The sequence below is a fragment of the Saccharopolyspora antimicrobica genome (genome assembly GCF_003635025.1).
GTDB classification, from domain to species: domain Bacteria; phylum Actinomycetota; class Actinomycetes; order Mycobacteriales; family Pseudonocardiaceae; genus Saccharopolyspora; species Saccharopolyspora antimicrobica.
This window is the reverse complement of the sequence record NZ_RBXX01000002.1, coordinates 1-24,578: the sequence shown is the minus strand read 5'-3', so window position 1 is coordinate 24,578 and position 24,578 is coordinate 1. Positions and strand designations below refer to the sequence as shown.

Sequence of the window (24,578 nt, the reverse complement as noted above, 5' to 3'; positions counted from 1 at the left end):
CGCACTCCGCGCGGCGACCGTGGCAAATGTCAACGCTTCCGCGAGCCCAGCTCAGCGGAGATAGTGGGCACCGGCCGTTGACCATGCTTTCGCGGAGTGCCGGGAGGAACCTGCAGTGACGAGTCGCGGACTGGGCATCAACTGGCGGACCCTGGCCTGGGGACCGGACGACGGGACGTCCGACTGGATTCCGGCTCCCGAGCTGCCCGACGGCGGTGAGCTCGTGGTGGACGCGGGAGCCCGCAGCGCCGCGGGCAAGGACCGCGGCGGCCGCGTGCAGGCCCTGCCCGGAGTGGTTCTGCGCCCGGCCGGAGCCGGTGACGTCGAAGCCGTCGTGCGATTCGCGCACCAGCACGGGATCCCGTGCGCCGCGCAAGGCAACCAGCACACCGTCGGCGGCCAGGCGCTGGCCGCCGACGGGATCGCCATCGACCTGCTGCGGCTCAACCGCATCCACTCCCTCCAGCCGCCCGCGGCGGACGGGTCGGCCGGGCTGATCGAGATCGATGCCGGTGTGCTGCTGACCGACGTCGCGATCGCCGCGGACAAGCACCGGGCCCGCGTCAGCACCGGTTATCCCGGCCGCACCACCTTGTCGGCCGGTGGGTTCGCCTCGGTCGGCGGCTGGAGCGCCAACGTGCGCAGCGGGGTGTTCGGCGCCGCGGTGCTCCGCATGGAGGTGGTCACTCCCACCGGGCAGCGGCTCCTGTGCAGCGCGGACGAGAACGACGAGGTGTACAACGCGGTGCTCAGCGGCGTCGGCCAGCACGGCGTCATCACCCGGCTCTGGGTCGAGGTGACGCACGCGCCGAGCCGGGTGAGCACCTACACGCTGCGGTTCAGCTCTCCTGTTGCGGCCTACCAGGCCCTCCGCGCCTTGTCCGACAAGCCGGAGCTGGACGAGCTGCACGTCACCTGGAAGTACCCCGACCCGCAGGTCGCCTGGCTGGAGGTCGACATCTACGACCCCGGGGAGCGCGGGATCGACGCTGCGGTGCTGGAGGGCTTCGGCGAGGGCGAGCCCGAGTTCCAGGACCGCTCCTACCTCGACTTCGTCCTGGGCCTGGCGGACCCGATGTACGACTACGCGGAACGGGAGCTGGGCTGGAACGAGCTCCCGAAGGCGTGGGCCGACTGGATCATGACCGATGACCAGCTGACCGAGATCCTGCCCGAAGCCCTGCCGCGGGTGCAGCCGTTCATCGGCCCGACCTCGGTGGTGCTGCTGGCGGTGAAGAACCGCGCTGCCATGGACGCGGCGGGCCGCCGCAACCCGCCGCTGCCCGAGGGCGCGGGGGAGCGGTACTGGCTGATGGACTGCCTGCTGGACTTCCCGACCCGCGGGCAAGCGGACGAAGCGGTGCGAATCCTCCACGACCTGCACGCCTTCGCGCTCGCCCGCGGCGCCCGCATCTACTCGATCGGCACGTTCACGGACCCGGGAATCCACGCCGAAACCGGCCTGGCCCCGGGCACCCGCAAGCCGAAGATCGACCGGTAGGCCTTCAGGGCAGGGCGACCGACGCCGGGGAGCCGGAGCGCAAGATGTGGTCGATGTGCACCTGGCGCGCGATGGACCTCCCGTTCTCGACGTTGGCCGAGATGGCCACCGGGGCCTGCGATCGTCCGTCCGGGAGCCCGGCGTAGTACAGCCCGGGCAGCGCCCCGAAGATGCCCTTCCGCTGGATCGGGAACCCGCGGTCGTCGAGCGCGGTGTCCGGCAGGATCCGGTAGTCCGGGCCGAACCCGGTGCACCAGATGATCGTCGTGATGCCGTGCCGGGCCAGGTCGAGCTTGTTCCCGAAGCCGGCGATCCGGGTCATGTCGACCTCGGGCGCCGGTCGCTGCTCCGGTACGGCGAAGCCCCGTTGGCGTATCCGGGTGTCGATCGCGTCGATCGCCCGCCGGAACGAGCGGGCCGATTCCGCGGCGATCGCGACGACGTTGTCCTCGAGCAGCAGGACGCCGTGCTGCGCCGCGCGCGCCGATCCGACGAGGACGACTCCTCTACTGGCCAGCGCGCCCAGGTTGAGCTCCCTGCCGCCGTCCGGCACGGCGGTCACCGGCAGCCCGGGCAACGTCCGGTCGCCGTCGGCATCCGGCGTGACGAAGTCCTCGTACAGGGAGAGCGCGAACAGCCACTCGACCACGCTGCGGCCCCGGTAGTGGCGGGGCCAGGTGCGGTGGCGGCCGACCGACAGGAAGACCTCGCGCCCGGCCGCCACCAGTTCGTCGGCGATCTGCTGGCCGCTGATCCCCGCACCCACCACGAGGACGGCCCCGTCGGGCAGGGAACCGGGATTGCGGTAGTAGCGCGAGTGCAGCTGGTTGACCGACGGGTCGACCTCGGCTGCCAGGTCGGGCACGCGGGGGCTCGCGTAGCCGCCCAGCGCGGCGACGGCGTTGCGCGACTCGATGACGCCACCCGCGGACAGGTGGGTCCTGAACCGCACTTCGTCGCGAGCCGAAGCGTCCGGCGGGCACTCGACCTTCTCGACGGGCGTGTGCTGACGGATCGGGAGGTTTCGCCGTTCGGCGTAGCGGCGCAGGTGCCCGGCCAACTCCGGCCCGGACATGTAGCCGTCGGGGTCGTCGCCGTCGTAGTCCCAGCCGGGGAACCGCACCGACCGGTTCCCGCTGCCCACCAGCAAGCTGTCCCAGCGCTCGTGCGCCCACGCCTGACCGATCTCACCGCGTTCCAGCACGATCGATTCGCGGCCGAGCTCCTGCAGCGCCGCGGCCGCCCCGCAGCCCTGCTGGCCCGCACCGATGACGACGGTCTCCGCGTACTCGCATTCCATCAGGGGCAACCTCTTCCATTCGAAGCGAAATCACTTAGGTAAGCCTTGCCTTAAGGTTGCTGCGTCAAGTCGACTCGATGTCAAGGGGGACTCGTGACCGAACCCGCTGTTTCGATCGGCGAAGCGGCAGCCCTGTACGGCATCGCGCCATCCGCGCTGCGGTGGTGGGAACGCCAGGGCGTGCTCGACCCGCCCGCCCGCGACGGCGGCAGACGGCGCTACCGCGATCGCGACCTCCGCCGCATCGGTCTGGCCTACCTGTGCTGCGTGATCGGGAAGATGCCGCTGGGCCAAGCCGCGGTCGTCACCTCGGGAAAGACCACGTGCGAAGACCGGCAGCGCACCATCGGCGAGCAGCTCGCGCTGCTGGAGCGGCGGATCGCGCAGCTGGAGGCCGCCGGCGGCTACCTCCGCCACCTGCTGTGCTGCGCGGACGACGACATCGCGCGGTGCCCCGTCCTCGAGGGTGATCTGTCCACGCACACGCCGCGCGGGCGAATCGCGGAAGGCGACCTCGTCACCGCGGCTCGCGCCGCCAGGGCGCTCGGTGACGAAAACCCGGTGGATCGCCCTCGCGGTGACGAAAACACGGTGCTGTGCCCCGGTTGCCTGGAGCCGGTGGCGCCGAGCGCCCGGGGTCGGCCCCGGAAGTACTGCTCGCCCGCCTGCCGGCAACGGGCTTACCGGGCTCGCCGCGGCAACCCGGCTTGAAAGCCCGGCGTCAGCCGTGCGGAAGGACGGGATGCTTCGGGCTCCGGTCGACGCGGAGCTCGAAGACGTCCGGGCGGGAGTAGTGGCCGACCACGTCGAAGTCGTACTTGCCCTCCGCGATCCGCCCGAGGTCGAGCTCGGCGCGCAGGATCGCCGGCCCGTCGGTCGCGGGGCCGGCCAGCACGTTGCCGAGCGGGTCCACGATCACCGACGCCCCCCGGCTGAGGACTTCGCCGGGTTCGGCGTCGACGGGGTAGTCGGCCGGGTAGTCCGAGCGGCGGGTGAACTGGTTGGCGGAGAGCACGAAGCAGCGGCCCTCGCAGGCGATGTGCTGCATGCTGGCCACCCACGTGTCGCGCGGGTCGGCGGTCGGCGCGCAGTAGAGCTGCACGCCCTGCGAGTACATGTGCATGCGCATCGCGGGCATGTAGTTCTCCCAGCAGATCACGGTGCCGATGCGGCCGATCGCGGTGTCGTGGACCGGCATCGTCGAGCCGTCGCCGAAGCCCCACACCAGGCGTTCGCTGCCGGTCGGCATCAGCTTCCGGTGCTTGCCGAGCAGGACGCCGTCCGCCCCGAAGGTCAGCGCGGTGCAGTAGAGCGTGCCGCGATCGCGCTCGATGACGCCGATGACCAGGTGCATCCCGTGCCGCGCGGCAGCCGCTCCGATCCGCTCGGTCGCCGGTCCGGGCACCTCGATCGACGACTCCCAGTACCGCCGGTACAGCTGCCTGCCCTCCGGCGTCCGCTGTCCGATGGTCGCCCCGAACGTCGCGCCGCGCGGATAGGCGGACACGAACGCCTCCGGGAACACGACCAGCTCGGTCCCACCGGCAGCCGCCTGCTCAGCGAGCCGGTCGACCTTGTCGAGCGTGGCGTCGAGATCGAAAGCAACGGGAGCGTCCTGCACAACAGCGGCCTGCACGGTGACCATCGCGCCTCCTACGCATCAGGATCCACCGCCATCCGACCACGCCGGACGCCCCCGGTCGACCGCCCCAGGTGGCACCAGGCCCGTGAGTGTTTTGTGAGGCCATAGCATCACAAAACACTCACGGGCTCTGACCTGCAGAGTCGCGACCTAGCTCCGCAAAGTGCCGAGGAACTGCGCGAACGCGCTGGGATTGAACACCAGCACCGGGCCGTCGGGGTCCTTGGAATCCCGAACACCGACAACGGTCGGCTGAACAGCGACTTCGACGCACTGGCCGCCGTTGCCTTGGCTGTAGCTGCTCTTGAGCCATGTGGCCGTGGACAATTCCGGGGCGGACATCGTCACCCCTTCCACTTGTCTACCGGTACTTCTCGCTCACCTTATCGATGAGTTCCCGAGTTTCATCGACCGGTAGCGCGGCGGCACTCAATCGCTCGAAGATGATGCTGTACCGCGTGTATTCCTCGGGCTCCCACAAGTAGGTGGCGCCGAAGAAGTCTTCCAGGTACACGGCGGACAGCTGCTGCTTCGCCAGGTGGAGCAGCGTTGCCGTTGAGGTGACTGCGATCCTGTTCGGGGCGGCGAATGGCAGCACCTGGAGTTTGATGTTCGGTTGATCTGACGCGGTCAGCAGGTGCTCCAGCTGGCCTCGCATGATCTTGGCGTTGCCTTGCACCCGGTGAAGTGCTGATTCGCTCAGGATGACATGGAGGTTGAGTGGGTCGTCCGAGCGCGTCAAGACTGCTTGACGTTGCATCCTGGTCTGTACTTGGCGGTCGACCAGGCGAGGATCGGCTGCCGGTTCCCAGGCTTTGATGGTTGAACGGGCGTAGCCCTCGGTCTGTAGGAGGCCGGTCACGATCTCTACCTCGTTGATCTTCATCTCGGAGGCTTCGCTCTCCAACGCCAGGAAGCGTTGGAACCAGTCCGGGACGGCGTCGCGGTGGTACATCTTCGGCCTGGCTCGTTTGGGGAGGCGTTCTGCGAGGCCGAGCAAGTACTTGCGCTGCTTCGGCCTCGCGTCGTAGAAGTCGAGCAGCTGCGCGACCTCGTCCGGTTTGACGCCCTGGCCGCCGCTCTCGATCTTGCTGATCTTCGGTTGTTTGCAGCCGAGGGCGTCGGCTGCTTCGAAGGTGCTGCGGTCCGCTTGCTCGCGGAGGCGGCGCAGCTCGATGCCGAGCTGGATGCGCAGCATGCGGGGGTCGGGTGCGGGCGGCATGGCGTTCATCCTCGCAGGTCAACGATCTCCAGTGGATCACCTGATTCGGTAGATGACTGTTGGAATCATTCCAACTAGATTCCGATTTACGAGTTGATCGGCAGATGGGAGTCGGGATGTCGAAGTCGTGTCGTTCGCTGGGGGCTTGGGGCGATGGGGAACTGTCCGCCGTGCTGGCGGATCTGGCCGAGGCGCAGCAGCCGAGGAAGTTCGCGCTGTGCGAGGTCGCGCGGGATGGCGACGGGGGCGTCGATGCGCAGATCTACCTGTGGGGCTTGGACTTCTGCCGGGAACCCGGTGGCTCGGGGCCGGGTGCGGTGTTCGTCAGCCCGCACGGCTGGACCGGTAACTCCGACTCCGCCGAAGGTGCGCTGGAGTGCTTCTCGCTGATCCGCGATCTCCGGCTGGTCTGGCTCTGAGGTGCAGGTTCTGGCTGGTCGGATGCCGTGAGCGTTTTGGGGCGTCATGGCGCCCCGAAACGCTCACGGGGCTGCCTGCCCGAGCTGCTATCCTCGGCGGCGCAGCGATGACTTGGGTCCGCTGCCGGAGATTCAGGGAGGTGAGTTGATGACTGTCCTGGCGACCGCTGCCGTGCGCAGCGCCCGGATCATCCTCACTTCCCCGGTCTCGTCCTGACGCGCATCCCGCCCAGCGGGAGTTCGGGTGCGTCCGGAGGGCCTCTCCCAAAGGAATCCACTGTGGACCTTCCCCGCATCTTCACCATCCGCGAGAGCGGTCACCGCATCCACAACCCGCTGACTCCCGACAAGCTCGCCACCCTGGGCCGGGCGCTGCGCCTGCCGCCCGGGACGCGGGTGCTCGACCTGGCCAGCGGCTCGGGCGAGATGCTGTGCACCTGGGCGCGTGACCTGGGCTTCACCGGCACGGGCGTGGACATCAGCACGGTCTTCACCGAGCAGGCCCGGGCCCGCGCCGTCGAGCTCGGCGTCGCCGACCTGGTGGAGTTCGTCCACGGCGACGCCGCCGGCCACGTCGCCGACGAGCCGGTCGATCTCGCCGCCTGCGTCGGCGCCACCTGGATCGGCAACGGCGTCGCCGGGACGGCCGAGCTGCTCGGCCGCAGCCTCCGCCCCGGAGGTCTGATGCTGATCGGCGAGCCCTACTGGCGCCGGACTCCGCCGGACCAGGAGACCGCCGAGGCCTGCCACGCCACCGGCCCGGCCGACTTCCTGCCGCTGCCCGAGCTGATCGAGCACTTCGGCGGCCTCGGGTACGACGTCGTGGAGATGGTGCTGGCCGACCAGGACAGCTGGGACCGGTACTGCGCGGCGCAGTGGCTCAACCTCCGCCGCTGGCTCGACCGGAACCCGGACGACGAGCTGGCGCCCGAGGTGCGGGCCGAACTCACCACCGAGCCCGCGCGATATGCGCGCTACATGCGCGAACATCTCGGCTGGGGCGTCTTCGCCCTGATGCGGCGCTGATCGCTCGACCTGCGGCCCGGCCACCGGCCCCGGTGGCCGGGCCGTGCCGGCTGGCGTTCGTTCGCCCGGCCGAGCTGCCGGTCAGCGGCATGAGCGCGCGTTGGTGTCGGGGCGGGCCGCTCAGTGGGGTGTGATGACGCGCTGAACGCTGTCGCGGAGCAGGGTTCGGCGTTGCTCGTGCAGTTCCGGGGGTTCCTGATCGCTGGCGGCGTAGACGTTGCTGACCGGTGACCATGCCATCGACATCGCGATGACCACGGCCATCAGGTCGAACGGGTCTCCGGACCGGACGGTGCCCGCGGCTTGCGCGTTGGCGATGGCGCGCAGTTTGGCGTCGTCGAGGCGGTTGCTGTCGTCGACGAGGTGACCGGTCGGGCGTCGCTCCAGACGTGCCCAGGTGGCCAGTCGGATGAGGTCCGGGCGGCGGAGGTATTCGTCGTAGAGGCGGACGGCCCAGCCGGCGAGGTCGGTGGCGTCGATCGGCACGACGGTCATGATCCGCTCCAGCGAGCCGAAGAAGATGGCGTCGAACAGCCCTTCCTTGCTGCCGAAGTAGCCGTAGAGCTGTGCCTTGTTGGTGCGGGCTGCGGCCACGATGCGTTCGACGCGTGCCCCGGCGATCCCGTGCTCGGCGAACTCCTGGGTCGCCACGTCCAGGATGCGCTGCCTGGTGGCGGCGCCACGCGAGGTCAAGGGCTTGTCGGCCATGCCGGGAACGATAACAACAGACCAGTCGGTTTGCCGAGGCGGCGGTTTACGGCTAACGTCGAAATAGACCGAACAGTCTGTTTGTTGTGGGAGTAGCATGAGGAGCACCCTGGGCTGGCAAGCCGACCGCGCCGGGACCACGTTGCGGCGGACATCGCTGGAACGCCGGGAACTGCGGGCCGACGACGTCGCCGTTCGCGTGGACTACTGCGGCGTCTGCCATACCGATCTCCACGCCGTCCGCACCCGCACCGGCGAAGCGCCGTTGGTGCCGGGCCACGAGTTCACGGGCGTGGTGACCGACATCGGGCACGAGGTCACGCGATTCGCCATCGGTGACCAGGTCGCCGTCGGCAACATCGTCGACTCGTGCGGCGCGTGCGCGATGTGCCGGGCAGGGCAGGAGAACTTCTGCCACGAATTCCCGACCCTGACCTATGCCGGCACCGACCGCTACGACGGAACCACCACGCTGGGGGCCTACTCCCGCGAGTACATCGTCCGCGACGACTTCACCTACCCGCTCCCCGCCGGGCTCGACCCCGCGGCCGCCGCTCCTCTGCTGTGCGCGGGGGTCACCGTCTGGGAGCCGCTGCAAGCCCTCGGCGTCGGGCCCGGCACCCGAGTCGCCGTGGCCGGCCTCGGCGGCCTCGGGCACCTCGCGGTCAAACTCGCCGTCGCACTCGGGGCCGACACCACGGTCATCAGCCGATCGGCCGACAAAGCCGATGACGCCCGCAGGCTGGGCGGCCACGACCTGATCGTCTCCACGGACCAGCGCCAGATGGCCGCAGCCCGGGACCGGTTCGACGTCGTCGTCGACACCATCGCCGTCCCGCACGACGTCACGCCCTACCTCGGGCTCGTCGCCCTGGACGGAACCCTCAGCCACCTCGGGCACCTCGGTACGGTCACCGTGCAGGCCACCGACCTGCTGATAGGACGCAAGAAGCTCAGCTCCGCGGGCAGCGGCGGCCGTCCCGCGACAGCCGCCATGCTGGAGTTCTGCGCCCAGCACAACGTCACCGCCGACATCGAACTCCTCCCGTCCGCACGCGTCAACGAAGCCCTCGACCGCTTGGAGCGCAACGACGTCCGCTACCGCTTCGTGCTGGACATGTCCGACCTGCCGCAGAACCGCTGACGGTCTCGGTTCTCAGTCGAGTTGATCCGCCGTTCCTCGCTGACCTGCGGTGGATCAGCGGTATCAAGAACCGACACCGGCCCGGCGCGGTGGTGTGACGGACGGCTGTTTGATTGAAATTGCACGAGGGTGCATAATCATCCGTATGACGGTTCGAGTGGCTGTTGCCGGTGCCAGTGGCTACGCGGGTGGGGAGCTGCTTCGCCTGCTGCTCTCGCACCCCGAGGTGGAGATCGGTGCGTTGACCGCGGGCGGCAACGCCGGGAGCGCGCTCGGGCAGCACCACCCGAACCTGCTGCCGCTGGCCGACCGGGTGCTGGTCGAGACCACGGCCGCCGAGCTCTCCGGGCACGACGTCGTCTTCCTCGCGCTGCCGCACGGGCACTCCGCCGCGATCGCCGCCGAGCTCGGCGAGGACACCGTGGTGATCGACTGCGGTGCCGACCACCGGCTCAACGACCCCGAGGACTGGTCGCGCTGGTACGGCGGCGAGCACCCCGGCACCTGGCCCTACGGCGTTCCCGAACTGCCCGGCGCGCGTGAGCGCCTGCGCGGCGCCAAGCGCGTCGCCGTCGCCGGGTGCTTCCCCACGGTGTCCTCGCTGGCGCTCGCGCCCGCGCTGGCCGCCGGCCTCGTCGAGCCCGAAGCGGTCGTCGTCGCGGTCACCGGCACCTCCGGCGCCGGGCGCGCGCTCAAACCGCACCTGCTGTCCGCCGAGGTCATGGGCTCGGCCAGCGTCTACGGCGTCGGCGGTGCGCACCGGCACACCCCGGAGTTCATCCAGAACCTCAGCGCCGCCGCGGGCGAGCCGGTGAAGGTCTCCTTCACGCCGGTCCTCGCGCCGATGGCGCGTGGCATCCTCGCCACCTGCAGCGCCGCGCTGCGCGAGGGCGTCAGCGCCGATTCCGCGCGCGAGGTCTACCTCAAGGCCTACGGCGACGAACCGTTCGTGCACGTGCTGCCCGAGGGGCAGTGGCCGCAGACCTCGGCCACGCTCGGCGCGAACACCGTCCACCTCCAGCTGGCCGTGGACCCCGACGCCGACCGGCTGATCGTCGTCGCCGCCGAGGACAACCTGACCAAGGGCACCGCGGGCGGTGCCGTGCAGTGCATGAACATCGCGGTCGGACTGCCCGAGACCACCGGCCTGCCGACGGTCGGAGTGGCCCCGTGACCGGTCTCTCGCTCCGGCTGCACGACGAGCTGCTGGCCGTCGGCATGGTGCCCGCGCACGCCAACCTGGCGCTGACCGGCGGCAACGCGCCGATCCACGGCAGCCTGACCACCCGCGCGGGCCGCACCATCGTCTTCCCGCACTCGCTGGCCGCCGAAGCCGGGCGCGACGTGCGGGTGGAAGGCCCGTTCCGGGCGCTGGAGGTGCAGGGGCCGCTGGACTTCGCGCTGACCGGCATCCTGGCCGCGCTGCTGGTGCCGCTGGCCGACGCCGGGATCAGCGTCTTCACCCTGTCCACCTTCGACACCGACTGGATCCTGGTCCCGGCCGACGCCGCCGGGAAGGCCGCGGCCGTGCTCACCGCGGCCGGGCACGTCGTCGAGATGACCGAGGAGAGCAAATGAGCGTGACCGGACCTGCCGGCTTCCGGGCGGCCGGGGTGGCCGCCGGGATCAAGGCCGGCGGCAAGCGCGACCTCGCGCTCGTCGTCAACGACGGACCGCAGCAGGCCGCGGCCGCGGTGTTCACCACCAACAAGGTCAAGGCCGCGCCCGTGCTGTGGTCGCAGCAGGTGCTCAAGGAGCACAAGCTGCGCGCGGTGGTGCTCAACTCCGGTTGCGCCAACGCCTGCACCGGCCCCGAGGGCTTCCAGGACACCCACGCCACCGCGGAGAAGGTCGCCGAGGTGCTCGGCGTCGGCGCCATCGAGGTGGCGGTCTGCTCGACCGGCCTGATCGGCGAGCGGCTGCCGATGGACGCGCTGCTGCCCGGCGTCGACACCGCGAACGGAGCGCTCGCGGGCGGTGCGCAGGCCGGTCTCGACGCGGCCACCGCGGTGCTCACCACCGACACCAAGCCCAAGCAGGCCTTCGGGCAGCACGACGCGGGCTGGTCGATCGGCGGCTTCGCCAAGGGCGCCGGAATGCTCGCGCCGAACCTGGCCACCATGCTCAGCGTCCTCACCACCGACGCGGTGATCAGCGGCGACGATCTGGACGAGGCGCTGCGCGCGGCCACCCGCGTCACCTTCGACCGGCTCGACGTCGACGGCGGCACCTCCACCAACGACACCGTGCTGGTGCTGGCTTCCGGCGCCTCCGGCGTCGAGGTGTCCAAAGAGGACTTCACCGGGCTGCTGACCACCGTCTGCGCGGACCTCGTCCGGCAGCTGCAGGACGACGCCGAGGGCGCCACCAAGACCATCGACATCACCGTGCGCGGCGCGGTCAGCGAAGCCGACGCGATCGCCATCGGCCGCACCATCGCCGAGGACAACCTGGTCAAGACCGCCATCTTCGGCTCCGACCCGAACTGGGGCCGCATCGCGATGGCGCTCGGCCGGGTGGACGCCGAGATCGACGTCGACCGGCTGGAGATCGCCACCAACGGCGTCACCCTCTACGCCGCGGGCACCAAGGCCCGCGACCGCAGCGAGGCCGACCTGTCCGGCCGCGAGGTCGAGATCGTGGTGGACCTGCACCTCGGCGAGCACGCCGCGACCATCCTGACCACCGACCTGTCCCACGCCTACGTCGAAGAGAACAGCGCCTACTCCTCATGACTCCGGAAACCACCGACCGGCTGGCCACCGCCGCGGAGAAGGCCAGCGTCCTGGTCGAAGCGCTCCCGTGGCTGCAGCGCTTCCACGGCGCCACCATCGTGGTCAAGTACGGCGGCAACGCGATGGTCGACGACGAGCTCAAGCAGGCCTTCGCCACCGACATGGTGTTCCTGCGCCTGGCCGGGCTGCACCCGGTGGTGGTGCACGGCGGCGGCCCGCAGATCACCTCGATGCTCGACCGCCTCGGCATGCAGGGCGAGTTCCGCGGCGGCCTGCGGGTGACCTCCCCCGAGACCATGGACGTGGTGCGGATGGTGCTGGTCGGCCAGGTCGGGCGCGAGCTCGTCGGCCTGATCAACCAGCACGGCCCGCACGCGGTCGGCATGTCCGGCGAGGACGCCCGGCTGTTCACCGCTGAGCGCCGCACCGCCACCGTCGACGGCGAGGCGGTCGACGTCGGCCTGGTCGGCGACGTGGTCTCGGTCAACCCCGACGCGGTGCTGGACCTGATCAACGCCGGTCGCATCCCGGTGGTGTCCACCGTCGCACCCGACGTCGACGGCGTGGTGCACAACGTCAACGCCGACACCGCCGCCGGTGCGCTGGCCGTGGCCCTCGGCGCCGAGAAGCTCGTGGTGCTCACCGACGTCGAAGGCCTCTACACGGACTGGCCGGACCGCTCGTCGCTGGTGTCCCGGCTCGACGCCGACCAGCTCGAGGAGCTGCTGCCGAACCTGGCCTCGGGCATGGTCCCCAAGATGGAGGCGTGCCTGCGCGCGGTGCGCGGCGGGGTCCCGCGGGCGCACGTCATCGACGGACGCCTCGCGCACTCCGTGCTGCTGGAGGTCTTCACCAGCGCCGGCATCGGCACCATGGTGCTGCCGGCGCAGAACACCGAGGAGAAGTGATGAGTGATTCTGTGCCAACTGGGGGGCATCTCAACCGCACCTCAGGGGACCGTGACGGAGCTCAGCCACAAGAAACCTCGAAACGTGAGATCAATCCGGAACGCGGCCACCACTGTGAATCGCGGAGAGGCGGAACAGCCGGCAACGCCGCGGGCGCGCAGCGCTGGCAAGCGTCCATGATGGACAACTACGGCACCCCGAAGCTGACCCTGGTCAGCGGCTCGGGCGCCGAGGTCACCGACGCCGACGGCAAGACCTACCTGGACTTCCTCAGCGGGATCGCGGTCAACTCCCTCGGCCACGCCCACCCCGCCGTCGTGCGCGCCGTCTCCGAGCAGGTCGGCAAGCTCGGCCACGTCTCCAACCTCTACGTGCACGAACAGGGTCTCGCGCTGGCCGAGCGGCTGCTGGGGCTGGTGGGCGCGCCGGGCCGCGTGCTGTTCTGCAACTCCGGTGCCGAGGCCAACGAAGCCGCCTTCAAGATCGCGCGGCTCACCGGCCGGGCCAAGATCGTGGCCACCCGGGGCGGCTTCCACGGCCGCACCATGGGCGCCCTCGCGCTCACCGGCCAGCCGGCCAAGCAGCAGCCGTTCGAACCGCTGCCGCCCGGCGTGGTGCACGTGCCCTACGGCGACGTCTCCGCGCTGGAGTCCGAAGTGGACGACAACACCGCCGCGGTGTTCCTGGAGCCGATCCAGGGCGAGAACGGCGTCATCGTCCCGCCCGAGGGCTACCTGCAGGCGGCCCGCGAGATCACCGCCCGCAACGGCGCGCTGCTCGTGCTCGACGAGGTGCAGACCGGCATCGGCCGCACCGGCTCCTGGTTCGCCTTCCAGCGCACGGGCATCGTGCCCGACGTGATCACCCTGGCCAAGGGCCTCGGCGGCGGCCTGCCCATCGGCGCCTGCATCGGCATCGGCGCCGCAGGCGACCTGCTGCACCCCGGCCAGCACGGCACCACCTTCGGCGGCAACCCGGTGGTCTGCGCGGCCGCGCTGGCGGTGCTGGACACCATCGCCGAGGACGGGCTGCTCGACCACGTCGCCAAGGTCGGCGCGGAACTCGTCACCGGCCTGCGGCAGCTCGACCACCCGCTGATCGGCGAAGTGCGCGGCGACGGCCTGCTGATCGGCATCGGCCTGACCGAACCGGTCTCGGCCAGGATCGCCGCCGCCGGGCAGGACGCCGGATTCCTGCTCAACCCCATCCAGCCGGACGCCATCCGGCTGGCCCCACCGCTGATCGTGCGGTCCGAGCAGGTGCAGCGACTGCTCGCCGCCCTGCCCGCGCTGCTCGACGCTGCCAAGGAGAACGACTGATGCCCCGCCACTTCCTCCGCGACGACGACCTCACCCCCGCGGAGCAGGCCGAGGTCCTCGACCTCGCCGACCAGTTCAAGGCCGACCCGCTCGGCTCCGACGCGCTCGCCGGTCCCAAGGCGGTCGCGGTGCTGTTCGAGAAGAACTCCACCCGCACCCGGCTGTCCTTCGAGGTCGGCATCGCCCAGCTCGGCGGCCACCCGGTCGTCGTGGACGGGCGGATGATGCAGCTCGGCCGCGAGGAGACCATCGAGGACACCTCCCGGGTCCTGTCCCGCTACGTCGACGCCGTGGTGTGGCGGACCTTCGCGCAGGCCCGCATCGACGCGATGGCCTCGGTCTCCCGCGTCCCGGTGATCAACGCGCTGACCGACGAGTTCCACCCCTGCCAGGTCCTCGCCGACCTGCAGACCATCCGCGAGCGGCACGGCAAGCTCGAAGGCCTCACCCTGACCTACCTCGGCGACGGCGCCAACAACATGGCGCACTCGCTGATGGTCGGCGGCGTCACCGCGGGCATGCACGTGCGCATCGGCGCCCCGGAGAACTTCCGGCCGCTGGACTGGGTGCTGGCGGCGGCCAAGGCGCGCGCCGCCGAGACCGGCGGCTCCGTCGAGCTCTTCAGCACCCCGGAGGCCGCCGTGGACGGCGCCGACGTCCTGGTCACCGACGCCTGGACCTCGATGGGCCAGGAGAACGACGGCAAGGACCGGGTCAGCCCGTTCCGGCCGTTCCAGGTCAACGCCCAACTGCTCGCCGCCACCGGCAAGGCCGACACCAGCGTGCTGCACTGCCTGCCGGCGCACCGCGGCATGGAGATCACCGACGAGGTGATCGACGGCCCGGCCAGCGCGGTGTTCGACGAGGCGGAGAACCGGCTGCACGCCCAGAAGGCGCTGCTGGCGTGGTTGGTGCGACGACCATGACGAGTCGAGTCGCGCGGCAGGCCCGCATCGTCGAACTGGTCTCCGCCAACGGGATCCGCAGCCAGACCGAACTGGCCAAGCTGCTCGCCGACGACGGCATCGAGGTCACCCAGGCCACCCTGTCCCGGGACCTGGACGAGCTCGGCGCGGTCAAGCTGCGCGGCGCAGACGGGGGAGCGGCGGTCTACGTCATCCCCGAGGACGGCAGCCCCGTCCGCGGTGTGCAGGGCGGGACCTCGCGGCTGAGCCGGCTGCTCGGCGAGCTGCTGGTCAGCGCCGACGGATCGGGCAACCTGACGGTCCTGCGCACCCCGCCGGGCGCGGCCCAGTTCCTGGCCAGCGCGATCGACCGGGCCTCGCTGCCGGAGGTCGTCGGATCCATCGCGGGCGACGACACCGTGATGATCGTCGCCCGCGAACCGCTCACCGGCCGCGAGCTGGGCGAGCGGTTCACCGCGATGGCCGCCGGTGCCGCCGATGCGGCGGAGAGCAACGGGAGAACGTAGGAGCGGAGCAGATGAGTGAGCGCGTGGTGCTCGCCTACTACGGCGACGCGGAGTCGTCCGCAGCCCTCGAAGGGCTCGACGAGGCCGAAGTCGTGGCGATCACGGTGGACCTCGGCCAGGGCGGCGAAGACCTGGCGGCGATCCGCCGACGCGCCCTCGACCGCGGGGCCGCCGAAGCGGTGGTCGTCGACGCCCGCGACGAGTTCGCCGAGCAGTACTGCCTGCCCGCGCTCCAGGCGCACGCGCTCCACCTGGGCCGGTACCCGCTGGTCGCGGAGTTGTCCCGGCCGCTGATCGCCAAGCACCTCGTCGCCGCCGCCGACGAGTTCGGCGCGGGAGCGGTCGCGCACGGCTGCGAGACCGACATCGCCGCGCTCGATCCCCGCTTGGCGGTCATCGCTCCCAGCGGCGGAGCGAGCCCGGCGCTCGGACAGAACGTCTGGGGCCGGATCGCGGAAACCGCTGTCCCGCAGGACTTCTGGCGCGCCGAACCGGAATGGCCCGAAGAACTGACGATCAAGTTCGACCGAGGCGTCCCGGTGGCCGTCGACGGCGAGACCGTCACCGTGCTGCAAGCCGTACAGGAGCTCAACCGCCGGGCCGGCGCGCACGGCGTCGGACACGACCGGCACCGCGCACCGGGCGCGATCGCGCTGATCACCGCGCACCAGGAGCTGGAAGAGGTGACCCTGGAACGGGAGCTGATCCGCTTCAAGCGCACCGTCGGGCAGCGCTGGACCGAGCTGGTCCGCGACGGCATGTGGTTCTCCCCGCTCAAGGAGGCCCTCGACGCCTTCATCGCGGACTCGCAGCACCAGGTCTCCGGCGAGGTCCGGATCGTCCTGCACGCGGGCCGCGCGATGGTCCGCGACCGGCGCACCGAGGAACCCCGCCGCGCCGAGCACCTCCCGACCTGGTACGACTCGCTCCGAGCGGGGTCCGCACCGGCGCTGCGGCCAAGCCACCACCGCCCACCCGAAGGGGTGAGGACGGTCAATTTCGCGCGACATTGACCGTCACCAGGGTGAACGTCGATCTCGTACGGATCGGCACCCCGCGCAACGCAACTACGAGCACCGAAGGAACACCCGTGACGCAGCAAGGCAGCGAGCCCACCAAGCTCTGGGGCGGCCGGTTCGCCTCCGGCCCGGCCGAGGCGATGGCCGCGCTGAGCCTGTCGACCCACTTCGACTGGCGCCTGGCGCCCTACGACATCGCCGGCTCCCGCGCCCACGCCCGCGTGCTGCACCACGCCGGCCTGCTCACCGCCGACGAGCTCGAACGGATGCTCCAGGGCCTCGACGTCCTGGCCGCCGACGTCGAATCCGGCGCCTTCAAGCCGGTGATCGACGACGAGGACGTGCACACGGCCCTCGAACGCGGCCTGCTGGAGCGCGTCGGCCCGGAACTCGGCGGCAAGCTGCGCGCCGGCCGCTCCCGCAACGACCAGGTCGCCACCCTGTTCCGGATGTGGCTGCGCGACGCCAACCGCCGCGTGGCGAGCGGCGTCCTGGACATCGTCGACGCCCTCGTCGCCCAGGCCACCGACCACCCCGACGCCGTCCTGCCCGGCCGCACGCACCTCCAGCACGCCCAGCCGGTGCTGCTGGCGCACCACCTGCTGGCGCACTGCCAGGCGCTGCTGCGCGACGTGGCGCGCATCCGCGACTGGGACGCGCGCACCGCGTACTCGCCCTACGGCTCCGGTGCGCTGGCGGGCTCCTCGCTCGGCCTCGACCCGCAGGCCGTCGCCGCCGAGCTCGGCTTCGACGGCGCCGTGGACAACTCCATCGACGGCACGGCGTCCCGCGACTTCGCCGCCGAAGCGGCGTTCTGCCTGGCGATGCTCGGCGTCAACCTCTCCCGGATCGCCGAAGAGGTGATCATCTGGAACACCGCCGAGTTCGGCTACGTGACCCTGGACGACGCCTGGGCCACCGGCAGCTCGATCATGCCGCAGAAGAAGAACCCCGACGTCGCCGAACTCGCCCGCGGCAAGTCCGGCCGGCTCATCGGCAACCTCAGCGGCCTGCTGGCCACGCTCAAGGCGCAGCCGCTGGCCTACAACCGCGACCTGCAGGAGGACAAGGAGCCGGTCTTCGACTCCGTCGAGCAGCTCGACCTGCTGCTGCCCGCGATGGCGGGCATGCTCGGCACCCTGACCTTCCACACCGAGCGGCTCGCCGAACTCGCACCCGCCGGCTTCACCCTGGCCACCGACATCGCCGAGTGGCTGGTCCGCCAGGGCGTGCCGTTCCGGGTGGCGCACGAGGCGTCGGGGGAGTGCGTGCGCACCGCCGAAGCCCGCGGCGTCGGCCTGGAGGACCTGACCGACGAGGAGCTGGCCGCGGCCAACCCGGCGCTGACCCCGCAGGTGCGCGAGGTGCTCACCGTCGAAGGCTCCATCGCCTCCCGCGACGCGCACGGCGGCACCGCTCCGGACCGCGTCCGTGAGCAGCGCGAACGAGTGATCTCGGCGGCGCGCGAACATCGCGACTGGCTGTCTAAGTGATCACGGTTCAGACACGACCGGTAGTGTCTTCACCGTGAGCCAGGTGAAGCGCGACGAACTCGCCCTCGACCCGCTGTGGGTGGCTCGGCGGCTGCTCGGCTGCGAGCTGCGCTCGAACAGCCCCGAGGGCGAGGTCGCCGTCCGACTGGTCGAGGTCGAGGCCTACCGCGGCCTGGATGACCCGGCGTCGCACTGCTACCGCGGCCGGACCGAGCGCAACGCGGTGATGTTCGGCCCGGCCGGTCATCTGTACGTGTACTTCGTCTACGGGCTGCACTTCTGCATCAACGTGGTGTGCCTGACCGATGGCGTCCCCGGTGCGGTCCTGCTCCGCGCCGGGGAGATCACCACCGGCCTGGACCTGGCGCGGTCCCGGCGCCCGGCGGTCCGCAAGGACGTCCAGCTGGCCAGCGGCCCGGCCCGGCTGGCGGGCGTGCTCGGCATCACCCGCGAGCACAACGGCATCGACCTCACCGACCCGGAGTCACCCATCCGGTTGGTCAACGGCACGCAGGTCGCCGAGGACGACGTCCGCAGCGGCCCGCGCGTCGGAGTGGCCGCGGCCATGGACCTGCCGTGGCGGACCTGGGTGGACGGCTCGGCGGCCGTCAGCACCTACCGCCGCGGCACCCGCCGCCGAGCCCGGGCCCGGGCGTAAACCCGGTTGCTCGCATGAGCGAGACTGGCAGGCGTGAGTGAGAACATCCTCGACGAGCTGACCTGGCGCGGACTGATCGCGCAATCCACCGACCTCGACTCGCTGCGACGGGAACTCGACCAGGGGCCGCTCACCCTCTATGCCGGCTTCGACCCGACCGGGCCGAGCCTGCACGCCGGACACCTGATCCCGATCCTGACCCTGCGCCGCTTCCAGCAGGCCGGCCACCGGCCGGTGGTGCTGGCCGGCGGCGCCACCGGGATGATCGGCGACCCGCGCGACGTCGGTGAGCGCAACCTGCACGACGAGAACACCGTGCAGGAGTGGACCGAGAAGATCCGCGCCCAGCTGTCCTCCTTCGTCGACTTCGACGACTCGCCGACCGGGGCGATCATGGAGAACAACGCGCACTGGACGGCCGACCTGCCGGTCACCGCGTTCCTGCGCGACATCGGCAAGCACTTCTCGGTGAACACGATGCTGGCCAGGGACACCGTTAAGCGGCGCCTGGAGACCGACGGCATCTCCTACACGGAGTTCAGCTACATGCTGCTGCAGGCCAACGACTACGTGCAGCTCAACCGCAAGTACGGCACGCTGCTCCAGCTCGGCGGCTCCGACCAGTGGGGCAACATCATCGCCGGCGTCGACCTGGTCCGGAAGCAGCAGGGCGTCGCCGCGCACGCGCTGACCCTGCCGCTGGTCACCGACTCCGAGGGGCGGAAGTTCGGCAAGTCCACCGGCGGCGGGAACGTCTGGCTCGACCCGACGATGACCACGCCGTACGCCTGGTACCAGTACTTCGTGAACGCGGCCGACGCCGACGTGGCGAAGTACCTGCGCCTGTTCACCTTCCTCGGCCGCGAGGAGATCGCGGAACTGGAGCGCACCACCGAGGAGAAACCGCAGCTGCGCGCCGCGCAGAAGCGCCTCGCCGAGGAGCTGACCACGCTGGTCCACGGTGCGGACGCGACGCGGAAGGTGATCGCGGCCAGCCAGGCGCTGTTCGGCCGCGGCGAGCTGGCCGAGCTCGACGAGGCGACGCTGGACTCGGCGATGGCCGCGGTGCCGACCGCGGAGGTCCGGCTCTCGGACGCGCCGAGCCTGGTCGACCTGCTGGTGGAGACCGGCCTGGCGAACGGCAAGGGCGCTGCGCGACGCACCATCAAGGAGGGCGGCGCGTACGTCAACAACGTCAAGATCGCTGATGAGGAGTGGTCTCCGAGCACGGAGGAACTGCTCCACGGCCGCTGGCTGGTTCTTCGCCGTGGCAAGCGTCACACTGCGGGCGTTCGCGTGGTGCACTAGCCTGGATTCAGCACCGGAACGGGGCGCTGACCTGCGTGTTCGCTTCCTTCCGGTGCTGATTCCCGCCGATTTGACTTGGCGTGGATCAGCGCGTAAATTGTTTCAAGTCAGCGCGACACGGGCCGGGAAAACCGGGCCGGGGCTGACGCGGGGTCGCGAACCAAGCTCCCATCTCAGGGTGGTAGAGTGGGCGCCTCGATCGGGAAACCGGAAAAGCGACTGCAGGCCAGTGCGCCTGTCAGGACGCGGATTCGGAACCCAAACCAGATCTTTGAAGAAAATGCGCTTGACTGCGGTCGGGACGAATAGCGAGCCGAGGTTTCGGCGGTGCGACGGAGGGGCTACCCCCCTGAAACACCCGAAAATGGGCCTGCTAGAGTTACCGACACAAGAAAGCGAACAGAGGAAATGCTCCCCGGAGCTTGCTGGTCTTGAATGGCCGGTGGTGATGGTGTGGGTGTGTTCTTTGAGAACTCAACAGCGGACTGTTTTGGTTAGTGTTCTTTAATGCCCCCGACCAAACATGGTTTTGGTTGGTGGTTTCTTTGAGTATGACGCTCGCCTTCGGGTTTGAGTGTCTGCTGGGATTGTTCAACAGCATTGTTGGAGAGTTTGATCCTGGCTCAGGACGAACGCTGGCGGCGTGCTTAACACATGCAAGTCGAACGCTGAAGCACCTTCGGGTGTGGATGAGTGGCGAACGGGTGAGTAACACGTGGGCAATCTGCCCTGCACTCTGGGATAAGCCTTGGAAACGGGGTCTAATACCGGATATGACACTTCACCGCATGGTGGGGTGTGGAAAGTTCCGGCGGTGCAGGATGAGCCCGCGGCCTATCAGCTTGTTGGTGGGGTAGTGGCCTACCAAGGCGACGACGGGTAGCCGGCCTGAGAGGGTGACCGGCCACACTGGGACTGAGACACGGCCCAGACTCCTACGGGAGGCAGCAGTGGGGAATCTTGCGCAATGGGCGAAAGCCTGACGCAGCAACGCCGCGTGGGGGATGACGGCCTTCGGGTTGTAAACCTCTTTCGACATCGACGAAGCCTTCGGGTGACGGTAGGTGTATAAGAAGCACCGGCTAACTACGTGCCAGCAGCCGCGGTAATACGTAGGGTGCGAGCGTTGTCCGGATTTATTGGGCGTAAAGAGCTCGTAGGCGGTCTGTCGCGTCTATCGTGAAAACCGGGAGCTTAACTCCTGGCTTGCGGTGGATACGGGCAGACTTGAGTTCGGTAGGGGAGACTGGAATTCCTGGTGTAGCGGTGAAATGCGCAGATATCAGGAGGAACACCGGTGGCGAAGGCGGGTCTCTGGGCCGATACTGACGCTGAGGAGCGAAAGCGTGGGGAGCGAACAGGATTAGATACCCTGGTAGTCCACGCCGTAAACGTTGGGCGCTAGGTGTGGGGATGGGTTCCACTGTTTCCGTGCCGTAGCTAACGCATTAAGCGCCCCGCCTGGGGAGTACGGCCGCAAGGCTAAAACTCAAAGGAATTGACGGGGGCCCGCACAAGCGGCGGAGCATGTGGATTAATTCGATGCAACGCGAAGAACCTTACCTGGGTTTGACATGCACTAGACAGCCCCTGAGAGGGGGTTTCCCTTGTGGTTGGTGTACAGGTGGTGCATGGCTGTCGTCAGCTCGTGTCGTGAGATGTTGGGTTAAGTCCCGCAACGAGCGCAACCCTTGCCCTACGTTGCCAGCGGGTTATGCCGGGGACTCGTGGGGGACTGCCGGGGTCAACTCGGAGGAAGGTGGGGATGACGTCAAGTCATCATGCCCCTTATGCCCAGGGCTTCACACATGCTACAATGGCTGGTACAGAGGGTTGCGATACTGTGAGGTGGAGCGAATCCCTTAAAGCCGGTCTCAGTTCGGATCGGGGTCTGCAACTCGACCCCGTGAAGTCGGAGTCGCTAGTAATCGCAGATCAGCATTGCTGCGGTGAATACGTTCCCGGGCCTTGTACACACCGCCCGTCACGTCATGAAAGTCGGTAACACCCGAAGCCCATGGCCCAACCCTTGTGGGGGGAGTGGTCGAAGGTGGGACTGGCGATTGGGACGAAGTCGTAACAAGGTAGCCGTACCGGAAGGTGCGGCTGGATCACCTCCTTTCTAAGGAGCAACAAACACCCCAACCGCTGGTTGGGAGTGTTCACAACTGACGAGGCGAATGTTCTCGTGTTGTGACGCTCAATGGATTGTGGAACACACTAACTTTCTGCGCTCTGGTAGCGCGGCGAAATGGTCCGCTGTTGGGTATCTGAGAGAACACGCTTGGTGTTGTCTTCTGGTTGTTGTTTGAGAACTGTATAGTGGGTGCGAGCATCTTTGTGGCCAAGTTATGTAGGGCACATGGTGGATGCCTTGGTACCAGGGGCCGATGAAGGACGTGGGAGGCCGCGATAGTCCTCGAGGAGCTGTCAACCGAGCTGTGATCCGAGGGTGTCCGAATGGGGAAACCCAGCCCGAGTGATGTCGGGTTACTCATGCCTGAATGTATAGGGTATGAGGGGGAACGCGGGGAAGTGAAACATCTTAGTACCCGTAGGAAGAGAAAACACTGGTGATTCCGTGAGTAGTGGCGAGCGAAAGCGGAGGAGGCTAAACCGTGCGCGTGGGATACCTGGTAGGGGTTGCGTGTGCGGGGTTGTGGGGCACTGTTGGAGGCGGCTACCGACGTCTCAGCGTGGTGTTTCGTGTTAGTTGAACAGGTTGGGAAACCTGGCCGTAGACGGTGAGAGCCCGGTAGGCGAAAATGCGATTCATGCGTGTGATGGTGTTCCCGAGTAGCAGCGTTTCCGTGGAGGGTGCTGTGAATCTGGCGGGACCACTCGCTAAGCCTAAATACTTCCTGGTGACCGATAGTGGATAGTACCGTGAGGGAATGGTGAAAAGTACCCCGGGAGGGGAGTGAAAGAGTTCCTGAAACCGTGTGCCTGCAAACCGTCAGAGCAACCTTAGCAGTTGTGATGGCGTGCCTTTTGAAGAATGAGCCTGCGAGTTACTGCTGCGTGGCGAGGTTAACCCGTTGGGGGTAGCCGGAGCGAAAGCGAGTCTGAATAGGGCGTCTGAGTCGCGTGGTGTAGACCCGAAGCGGAGTGATCTACCCATGGCCAGGGTGAAGCGCGGGTAAGACCGTGTGGAGGCCCGAACCCACCAGGGTTGAAAACCTGGGGGATGAGTTGTGGGTAGGGGTGAAAGGCCAATCAAACTCCGTGATAGCTGGTTCTCCCCGAAATGCATTTAGGTGCAGCGTTGCGTGTTGCTTGGGTGGGGTAGAGCACTGGTTGGTTGATGGGCCTTCGCGGGTTACTGAGATCAGCCAAACTCCGAATACATCTGAGTTGAGCGTGGCAGTGAGACGGTGGGGGAGAAGCTTCATCGTCGAGAGGGAAACAGCCCAGAGCATCGGCTAAGGCCCCTAAGTGTGCGCTTAGTGGGAAAGGATGTGGGATCGCTGAGACAACCAGGAGGTTGGCTTAGAAGCAGCCATCCTTGAAAGAGTGCGTAATAGCTCACTGGTCAAGTGGTCCTGCGCCGACAATGTAGCGGGGCTGAAGCGCACCGCCGAAGCCATGCCAATAGCACATTAGTGTTGTTGGGTAGGGGAGCGTCCTGCACGCGGTGAAGCAGCACTGGAAGGTGTTGTGGAGTGTGTGGGAGTGAGAATGCAGGCATGAGTAGCGAGTGAAGAGTGAGAATCTCTTCCGCCGGATGACCAAGGGTTCCTGGGGAAGGTTCGTCCGCCCAGGGTGAGTCGGGGCCTAAGGCGAGGCCGACAGGCGTAGTCGATGGATAACGGGTTGATATTCCCGTACCCGTGCATACGCGTCCATAGCGAAACCTTTGATACTAACCATCCGCTTGTCACATGAGTCTTCGGACGAGTGTGATGGGTGCATGGGACCTGATTGGGCGGTAGTTAAGTGATGGGGTGACGCAGGAGGGTAGCTCTGCCAGTGAGTGGTTGTACTGGTGTAAGCCTGTAGCCCGGTGTGTAGGCAAATCCGCACACCATGTGGGTGAGGGGTGATGCGTAGCCGTTGTGGTGATGTGAGTGATCCCATGCTGTCGAGAAAAGCCTCTAGCGAGTGTGTGCATGGCCCGTACCCGAAACCGACACAGGTGGTCAGGTAGAGTATACCGAGGCGGTCGGGTGAACTGTGGTTAAGGAATTCGGCAAATTGCCCCCGTAACTTTGGGAGAAGGGGGGCCATTGCTGGTGAACACCCTTGCGGTGGGAGCTGGTGGTGGTCGCAGAGGCCAGGGAGAAGCGACTGTTTACTAAAAACACAGGTCCATGCGAAGCTGTAAGGCGATGTATATGGACTGACGCCTGCCCGGTGCTGGAACGTTAAGAGGACCCGTGAACCCGTAAGGGTGTAGCGGAGAATTTAAGCGCCAGTAAACGGCGGTGGTAACTATAACCATCCTAAGGTAGCGAAATTCCTTGTCGGGTAAGTTCCGACCTGCACGAATGGCGTAACGACTTCTCCGCTGTCTCGACCACAGGCCCGGTGAAATTGCAGTACGAGTAAAGATGCTCGTTTCGCGCGGCAGGACGGAAAGACCCCGGGACCTTTACTATAGCTTGGTATTGGTGTTTGGTTCGGCTTGTGTAGGATAGGTGGGAGACTGTGAAGCATTCACGCTAGTGGGTGTGGAGTCGTTGGTGAAATACCACTCTGGTCGTTCTGGGCATCTAACTCGGGTCCGTGATCCGGATCGGGGACA

21 protein-coding genes and 2 rRNA genes are annotated in these 24,578 nt (G+C 68.1%); 18 read left to right on the top strand and 5 right to left on the bottom strand.

Annotated features, from left to right (window positions below; translation table 11 throughout):
• Nucleotides 1-115: 115 nt before the first annotated feature.
• Nucleotides 116-1,501: an FAD-binding protein gene (locus ATL45_RS00730; protein ID WP_093159769.1), complete on the top strand. Its 1,386-nt coding sequence runs from the start codon at nt 116-118 to the stop codon at nt 1,499-1,501.
• 4 nt (nt 1,502-1,505) lie between these two features.
• Here the strand turns inward: ATL45_RS00730 and ATL45_RS00725 are convergent, their stop codons facing one another.
• A complete protein-coding gene (locus tag ATL45_RS00725; RefSeq protein ID WP_093159767.1) occupies nt 1,506-2,801 on the bottom strand; it encodes a flavin-containing monooxygenase in 1,296 nt (431 codons plus the stop codon).
• A gap of 93 nt (nt 2,802-2,894) precedes the next feature.
• Between ATL45_RS00725 and ATL45_RS00720 the strand changes: the two genes are divergently transcribed.
• Complete coding sequence (locus ATL45_RS00720) at nt 2,895-3,512, top strand: MerR family transcriptional regulator (RefSeq protein WP_093159764.1); 618 nt, start codon at nt 2,895-2,897, stop codon at nt 3,510-3,512.
• 10 nt (nt 3,513-3,522) lie between these two features.
• On the opposite strand, the gene ATL45_RS00715 is transcribed toward ATL45_RS00720, so the two are convergent.
• The 3 genes from ATL45_RS00715 to ATL45_RS00705 all read right to left on the bottom strand — a co-directional run bounded on the left by ATL45_RS00715 (nt 3,523) and on the right by ATL45_RS00705 (nt 5,674).
• Entirely contained in the window at nt 3,523-4,446 is a 924-nt protein-coding gene (locus tag ATL45_RS00715; protein WP_093159762.1) for a carbon-nitrogen hydrolase family protein, read from the bottom strand.
• Between the two features lie 147 nt (nt 4,447-4,593).
• Nucleotides 4,594-4,785: a DUF397 domain-containing protein gene (locus ATL45_RS00710; protein WP_093159891.1), complete on the bottom strand. Its 192-nt coding sequence runs from the start codon at nt 4,783-4,785 to the stop codon at nt 4,594-4,596.
• 19 nt (nt 4,786-4,804) lie between these two features.
• Entirely contained in the window at nt 4,805-5,674 is an 870-nt protein-coding gene (locus tag ATL45_RS00705; RefSeq protein ID WP_246025095.1) for a helix-turn-helix domain-containing protein, read from the bottom strand.
• Between the two features lie 107 nt (nt 5,675-5,781).
• On the opposite strand from ATL45_RS00705, the gene ATL45_RS00700 reads away from it, so the two are divergent.
• Together ATL45_RS00700 and ATL45_RS00695 are read left to right on the top strand one after the other, a co-directional pair.
• On the top strand, nt 5,782-6,084 hold the full coding sequence (locus ATL45_RS00700) for a hypothetical protein (protein ID WP_143121780.1): 303 nt from the start codon (nt 5,782-5,784) through the stop codon (nt 6,082-6,084).
• Between the two features lie 279 nt (nt 6,085-6,363).
• Entirely contained in the window at nt 6,364-7,110 is a 747-nt protein-coding gene (locus ATL45_RS00695) for an SAM-dependent methyltransferase (RefSeq protein ID WP_093159754.1), read from the top strand.
• 120 nt (nt 7,111-7,230) lie between these two features.
• Here the strand turns inward: ATL45_RS00695 and ATL45_RS00690 are convergent, their stop codons facing one another.
• Entirely contained in the window at nt 7,231-7,818 is a 588-nt protein-coding gene (locus ATL45_RS00690; protein ID WP_093159751.1) for a TetR/AcrR family transcriptional regulator, read from the bottom strand.
• 97 nt (nt 7,819-7,915) lie between these two features.
• On the opposite strand from ATL45_RS00690, the gene ATL45_RS00685 reads away from it, so the two are divergent.
• The 14 genes from ATL45_RS00685 to ATL45_RS00620 all read left to right on the top strand — a co-directional run.
• Nucleotides 7,916-8,962 (top strand): NAD(P)-dependent alcohol dehydrogenase, encoded by a 1,047-nt coding sequence (locus ATL45_RS00685; RefSeq protein ID WP_093159749.1) that lies wholly within the window; start codon nt 7,916-7,918, stop codon nt 8,960-8,962.
• 145 nt (nt 8,963-9,107) lie between these two features.
• Complete coding sequence (argC, locus tag ATL45_RS00680) at nt 9,108-10,136, top strand: N-acetyl-gamma-glutamyl-phosphate reductase (RefSeq protein ID WP_093159746.1); 1,029 nt, start codon at nt 9,108-9,110, stop codon at nt 10,134-10,136.
• Complete coding sequence (locus ATL45_RS00675; protein WP_093159744.1) at nt 10,133-10,540, top strand: ACT domain-containing protein; 408 nt, start codon at nt 10,133-10,135, stop codon at nt 10,538-10,540. Before argC ends, ATL45_RS00675 begins: the two co-directional genes overlap by 4 nt.
• Nucleotides 10,537-11,697 (top strand): bifunctional glutamate N-acetyltransferase/amino-acid acetyltransferase ArgJ, encoded by a 1,161-nt coding sequence (argJ, locus tag ATL45_RS00670; protein WP_093159741.1) that lies wholly within the window; start codon nt 10,537-10,539, stop codon nt 11,695-11,697. The genes ATL45_RS00675 and argJ overlap by 4 nt, the downstream gene beginning before the upstream one ends.
• Nucleotides 11,694-12,605, top strand: coding sequence for an acetylglutamate kinase (gene argB, locus ATL45_RS00665; protein WP_093159738.1), 912 nt, complete (start codon nt 11,694-11,696; stop codon nt 12,603-12,605). Before argJ ends, argB begins: the two co-directional genes overlap by 4 nt.
• 89 nt (nt 12,606-12,694) lie before the next feature.
• Nucleotides 12,695-13,924: an acetylornithine transaminase gene (locus ATL45_RS00660; RefSeq protein WP_256258598.1), complete on the top strand. Its 1,230-nt coding sequence runs from the start codon at nt 12,695-12,697 to the stop codon at nt 13,922-13,924.
• A complete protein-coding gene (argF, locus tag ATL45_RS00655; protein ID WP_093159734.1) occupies nt 13,924-14,850 on the top strand; it encodes an ornithine carbamoyltransferase in 927 nt (308 codons plus the stop codon). The genes ATL45_RS00660 and argF overlap by 1 nt, the downstream gene beginning before the upstream one ends.
• Nucleotides 14,847-15,356 carry an arginine repressor gene (locus tag ATL45_RS00650; protein WP_093159731.1) on the top strand — a complete coding sequence of 170 codons (510 nt, stop codon included), beginning with the start codon at nt 14,847-14,849 and terminating at the stop codon, nt 15,354-15,356. The genes argF and ATL45_RS00650 overlap by 4 nt, the downstream gene beginning before the upstream one ends.
• Nucleotides 15,357-15,367: 11 nt before the next feature.
• The gene (locus ATL45_RS00645) at nt 15,368-16,369 is read left to right on the top strand and encodes an argininosuccinate synthase domain-containing protein (protein ID WP_093159729.1); all 1,002 of its coding nucleotides are present in this window, start codon (nt 15,368-15,370) and stop codon (nt 16,367-16,369) included.
• A gap of 77 nt (nt 16,370-16,446) precedes the next feature.
• Nucleotides 16,447-17,868 carry an argininosuccinate lyase gene (gene argH / locus ATL45_RS00640; RefSeq protein WP_093159726.1) on the top strand — a complete coding sequence of 474 codons (1,422 nt, stop codon included), beginning with the start codon at nt 16,447-16,449 and terminating at the stop codon, nt 17,866-17,868.
• 34 nt (nt 17,869-17,902) lie between these two features.
• Entirely contained in the window at nt 17,903-18,526 is a 624-nt protein-coding gene (locus ATL45_RS00635; protein ID WP_093159724.1) for a DNA-3-methyladenine glycosylase, read from the top strand.
• 33 nt (nt 18,527-18,559) lie between these two features.
• Nucleotides 18,560-19,834: a tyrosine--tRNA ligase gene (gene tyrS / locus ATL45_RS00630; RefSeq protein ID WP_093159721.1), complete on the top strand. Its 1,275-nt coding sequence runs from the start codon at nt 18,560-18,562 to the stop codon at nt 19,832-19,834.
• A 600-nt stretch (nt 19,835-20,434) separates the two neighbouring features.
• Nucleotides 20,435-21,956, top strand: a 16S ribosomal RNA gene (locus ATL45_RS00625).
• A 220-nt stretch (nt 21,957-22,176) separates the two neighbouring features.
• A 23S ribosomal RNA gene (locus ATL45_RS00620) occupies nt 22,177-24,578 on the top strand; the annotation flags it as partial.